Source organism: Azospirillum sp., assembly GCF_050789165.1.
On the sequence record NZ_JBOZRT010000112.1, the window covers coordinates 1 to 4,904 of the forward strand.

4 protein-coding genes and 1 pseudogene are annotated in these 4,904 nt (G+C 70.2%); 2 read left to right on the forward strand and 3 right to left on the reverse strand.

All coding sequences use genetic code 11. The features are described from left to right. Both ACRWK7_RS25635 and ACRWK7_RS25640 read left to right on the forward strand, forming a co-directional pair. Positions 1-137, forward strand: a pseudogene (locus ACRWK7_RS25635) (electron transfer flavoprotein subunit beta/FixA family protein); the annotation flags it as partial. Position 138: 1 nt separating this feature from the next. Continuing rightward, positions 139-1,065: an electron transfer flavoprotein subunit alpha/FixB family protein gene (locus ACRWK7_RS25640; protein WP_431859163.1), complete on the forward strand. Its 927-nt coding sequence runs from the start codon at positions 139-141 to the stop codon at positions 1,063-1,065. Positions 1,066-1,223: 158 nt separating this feature from the next. Here the strand turns inward: ACRWK7_RS25640 and ACRWK7_RS25645 are convergent, their stop codons facing one another. From ACRWK7_RS25645 to ACRWK7_RS25655, 3 genes are all read right to left on the reverse strand, one after another. Further along, positions 1,224-2,870, reverse strand: coding sequence for an NAD(P)-binding protein (locus ACRWK7_RS25645; RefSeq protein ID WP_431859164.1), 1,647 nt, complete (start codon positions 2,868-2,870; stop codon positions 1,224-1,226). Continuing rightward, positions 2,870-3,877 (reverse strand): thiamine pyrophosphate-dependent enzyme, encoded by a 1,008-nt coding sequence (locus ACRWK7_RS25650; RefSeq protein WP_431859165.1) that lies wholly within the window; start codon positions 3,875-3,877, stop codon positions 2,870-2,872. Before ACRWK7_RS25650 ends, ACRWK7_RS25645 begins: the two co-directional genes overlap by 1 nt. Before the next feature lie 14 nt (positions 3,878-3,891). Then, positions 3,892-4,904 (reverse strand): hypothetical protein (locus tag ACRWK7_RS25655; RefSeq protein ID WP_431859166.1); only part of this gene is annotated, 1,013 nt, incomplete at its 5' end.

Sequence of the window (4,904 nt, forward strand, 5' to 3'; positions counted from 1 at the left end):
ACACGCTCGGCGTGGACGTGGCGCCGCGGCTGACGACGCTGAAGGTGGCCGAGCCGCCGAAGCGCAAGGCCGGCATCAAGGTGGCCGACGTGGCCGCCCTCGTGGACACGCTCAAGACCGAAGCGCGGGTGATCTGACATGGCGATCCTGGTCCTTGCCGAACACGACACCGCGACGCTCAAGCGCGCCACGCTGTCCGTCATCGCCGCCGCCCGCCAGATCGGCGGCGAGGTCCACGTGCTGGTCGCTGGGCAGGGTGCGCGCGCCGCGGCCGACGCCGCCGCCAGGGCGGAGGGCGTCTCGAAGGTGCTGCTGGCCGAGGACGCGGCGTACGCGCACCAGTTGGCCGAGCCGCTGGCCGCTCTGCTGGTGAGCTTCGCGCCGAGCTACGGCCACGTGCTGGCGGCGGCGACCTCGACGGGCAAGAACGCGCTGCCGCGCGTGGCGGCCCTGCTCGACGTGGCGCAGATTTCCGAGATCACCGCCGTGGTGGCGCCGGACACCTTCGAGCGGCCGATCTACGCCGGCAACGCCATCGCCACGGTGCGGTCCGCGGACGCCATCAAGGTCATCACGGTGCGCACCACCGCCTTCGACCCGGTGGCGGAGACCGGTTCGGCGCCGGTGGAGGCGCTGGCGGCGGTGGCCGATCCGGGCGTGTCGTCGTTCGTGTCGGCGGAGCTGTCGAAGTCGGAGCGTCCGGAGCTGACCGCGGCGCGGGTGGTGATCTCCGGCGGGCGGGGCATGCAGTCGGGGGAGAACTTCCCTCTGCTGGAAGCGGTGGCCGACAAGCTGGGCGCGGCGGTGGGGGCGAGCCGCGCGGCGGTGGACGCCGGGTACGTGCCGAACGACTACCAGGTCGGGCAGACCGGCAAGATCGTGGCGCCGGACCTGTACATCGCGGTGGGCATCTCCGGGGCCATCCAGCACCTCGCCGGCATGAAGGACAGCAAGGTGATCGTCGCCATCAACAAGGACGAGGAGGCGCCGATCTTCCAGGTCGCCGACTACGGCCTCGTCGCCGACCTGTTCAAGGCGCTGCCGGAGCTGAAGGACGCGCTCTGAGGAGTCCGCCGCACCGTGCCCCCTGGCGTTTACCCCTCCCCCAGCCCCGCTGGGGGAGGATGGGTGGGGGCAGCGGCGGGTCCGAGAATCCAATGTCTCCCGGACTGGCCGCTGCCCCCACCTGACCTCCCCCGCCGGAGGCGAGGGAGGGACTTTGGTCACACCTCTTCCGCCACCATGTCGATGGCGCCGCAGGGGCATTCCGCGGCGCAGACGCCGCAGCCCTTGCAGAAGTCGTAGTTGAACTCGAACCGCTTGCCGGGGCCGAGCTTGATCACCGCGTTGTCGGGGCAGACGCCAAAGCAGTTGTCGCACTCGAAGCAGTTGCCGCAGGACAGGCAGCGCCGCGCCTCGAACAGGGCGGTGTGCTCGTCCAGCCCGCCCTTGACCTCGTCGAAGGTGGTCTGGCGGCGCAGCAGGTCCAGCGTCGGCTGCACCGTCTGCGGGGCGTCGGTGTAGTACCAGGTGTTCAGGCGGTCGTACTCGGCCACCGGGCGCTTGCCGGCGGGCTCGTAGGCGGTGCCGCGCAGGTAGGCGTCGATGTGGCGGGCCGCCTTCTTGCCGTGGCCGACGGCGACCGTCACCGTGCGCTCCGACGGCACCATGTCGCCGCCGCAGAACAGGCCGGGATAGCCGGTCTGCAGGTCGGGGCCGACCTTGATGGTACGGTCCTTGTTGACCTCGACGCCCGGCACCTTCTCGATCACCGTGGTGTCGACGTCCTGGCCGAGCGCCAGGATGAGCGTATCGCCCTCCAGCTTCTCGAACTCGCCGGTCGGCTGCGGCCACCCCTGCTCGTCGAGAGCCATCTTCTCGACCAGCAGTTCGCCCTCGTCCATGCTCTTGATGGTGCGCAGCCAGTGCAGGGCGACGCCTTCCTCCAGCGCCTCCTCCACCTCGAAGTCGTGCGCCGGCATCTGCTCGCGGGTGCGGCGGTAGACGATGACCGCCTCCTCGGCGCCCAGGCGCTTGGCGGTGCGGGCCACGTCCACGGCGGTGTTGCCGCCGCCGTAGACCACCACGCGGCGGCCGAGCTTCGGCGCCTCGGCGCCCACCTCCATGCTGCGCAGCACGCTGACGGCGTCGAGTATCTGCCCGGCGCCGCCGGCCGGGATGTCCACGCGCTTGGCCAGATGCGCGCCGACCGCGGCGAAGCAGGCGTCGAAGCCCTCCGCCTGCATCGTCGCGGGGATGTCGTCGACCTTGGTGTTGAGCCGCAGCTCGACGCCCATGTCGAGGATGCGCTGCACCTCGGCGTCCAGCACGTCGCGCGGCACGCGGTAGCTGGGGATGCCGAAGCGCATCATACCGCCGGCCTTCGGCCCGGCCTCGGCGATCACCACCTTATGCCCCAGCCGGGCGAGGTGGTAGGCGGCCGATAGGCCGGACGGGCCGGCGCCGATCACCAGCACCGTCTTGCCGGACGCCGGGCCGGGGGCGACCTTCCAGCCCTCGCGGATGGCGAGGTCGCCGAGGAAGCGCTCCACCGAGTGGATGCTCACCGGCTGGTCGAGTTGGGCGCGGTTGCAGGCGCTTTCGCAGGTGTGATAGCAGGCGCGGCCCATGATGGCGGGCAGCGGGTTGTCCTGCACCAGCTGCTCCCAGGCGGCCTTGTAGTCGCCGCTCTCGGCGTGGAACAGCCAGGCCTGGATGTTCTCGCCGGCCGGGCACTGCTTGTTGCAGGGCGGCAGATGGTCGTTGTAGACGGGCTTCACCGTCCGCCAGGACCCGGTGTGGTTGGCCAGCGAGGTGCCGACGTCGAGCGTGATGGCGAAGGGGCGGTTGCCAGGACGGTCGTTGGTCATCAGACGGCCTCCTCGTCACGGATCAGGTTGTAGCGGCGGCAGTTCTCGTCGGCCATCGCCTGGAAGCGGCGCAGCGATTCCGCGGCGTGCGGGTTGTCGGCCTTGAACAGGTGGGCGAAGCGGCGCTGCGGCTTCAGGTACTCGGCCACCGGCACCTTGCGGCGGATGGCGCGCGACGCGGTGACCACGCCGTGCTCGGCCTCGAACAGCGGCCAGATGCCGCTTTCCATGGCGAGCCGCGCCAGCTTGATGGTGTCGTGGCTGAGCGTGCCCCAGCCGAGCGGGCAGGGCACCATGATCTGGATGTAGCGGGCACCCCGGATCGACATCGCCTTGGTCACCTTGCGCTCCAGGTCGTGCAGGTCGGCGACGGAGGCGGTGGCGACGTAAGGGATGTTGTGCGCCATGGCGATCAGCGGCACGTTCTTGCCGGTGCCGAAGACGTTGCCCGGCTGCTCGCCCACCGCCGGCGTGGTGGCGGTGCGGGCGGCCGGCGGCGTGGCCGAGGAGCGCTGCACGCCGGTGTTCATGTAGGCTTCGTTGTCGTAGCAGATGTAGAGCACGTCGTCGTTGCGCTCGAACATGCCGGACAGACAGCCGAAGCCGATGTCGGTGGTGCCGCCGTCGCCGCCCTGGGCGATGACGCGGGTGGTCGCCTTGCCCTTGACGCGCATGGCCGCGGCCACGCCGGTCGCCACCGCCGCGGCGTTGCCGAACAGCGAATGGATCCAGGGAACCTGCCAGGAGGTCTCGGGGTACGGCGTGGTGAACACCTCCAGGCAGCCGGTGGCGTTCACGCAGATCACCTTGCCGTCGGTCGCCTTCATCGCCGTGTCGATGGCGTAGCGGGCGCCCAGCGCCTCACCGCACCCCTGGCAGGCGCGGTGGCCGCAGGTGATGGCGTTGGAGCGGTCCTCGGACGACTGCACGGTCCGCGTCTCGGGGTCGAGCAGGCGGTTGCCGACGGTCAGCGTGCCGGTCTGGTAGAACTTGACGGTCTGGGTCATTCCTCAGCCCTCCCTCACAGCACGTTCTGCGCGTCCGCGCCCATGTGGCGCAGGATGTTCTCGGCGATCGGTCCGGAGCGGCGCGTCTCGCCCATGCGGGCGATCTCGGCGTCCACCACGTCGCGCTTGAGGTCGAGGAAGTGCAGGTCGAAGTGCGGCTCGCTCTCGACGTTCTCCAGGAAGCCCTTGATCCCGGCGCGGGTGATCGGACGGCCGCCGAGGCCGGCGATCAGCGTGTAGACGCGGCTGTGGTGGCCGCGCAGCGCCATGCGGACGTGGCTGGCCAGCACGCCGCCCATGCCGACGGCGAGGTTCTTCTCCAGCACCACCACGCGCTTGGCGCCCAGCAGCGCGTCGCGCACCTGCTCCAGCGGGAAGGGGCGGAAGGCGCCGATGTAGAGGGCGCCGACCTTGTGCCCGGCGTCGCGCATCTCGTCGATGGTGTCCTTGATGGTGCCCATCACCGAGCCCATGGCGACGACGATGGTCTCGGCGTCCTCGGCGCGGTAGGTGCGCACCAAGCCGCCGGACTCGCGGCCGAAGATCTCCTTGAACTCCTTGGCGATCTCCGGGATACGGTCGAGCGCCACCATCTGCTTGTGGTGGGCGAGGTAGCGCACCTCGGTGAACGCCTCCGGCCCGACCATGGCGCCCATGGAGACGGGGTCGGCGGTGTCCAGCACCTGCTGCGGCTCGAACGCCGGCAGGAAGCGGTCGACCTGCTCCTGGTCGGGGATGTCCACCCGCTCGACCGCGTGGGTCAGGATGAAGCCGTCGACGTTGACCGTGACCGGGCAGGACAGCTCCTCGGCCAGCTTGAAGGCCTGGATGTGCAGGTCCACGGCCTCCTGGTTGGTCTCGGCGAACAGCATGATCCAGCCGGCGTCGCGCATGGACATGGCGTCGCTGTGATCGTTCCAGATGTTGATTGGCGCGCCGATGGCCCGGTTGCCCAGCGTCATCACGATCGGCAGGCCGAGGCCGGAGGCGTTGTAGACCGCCTCCATCATGTACAGCAGGCCCTGGG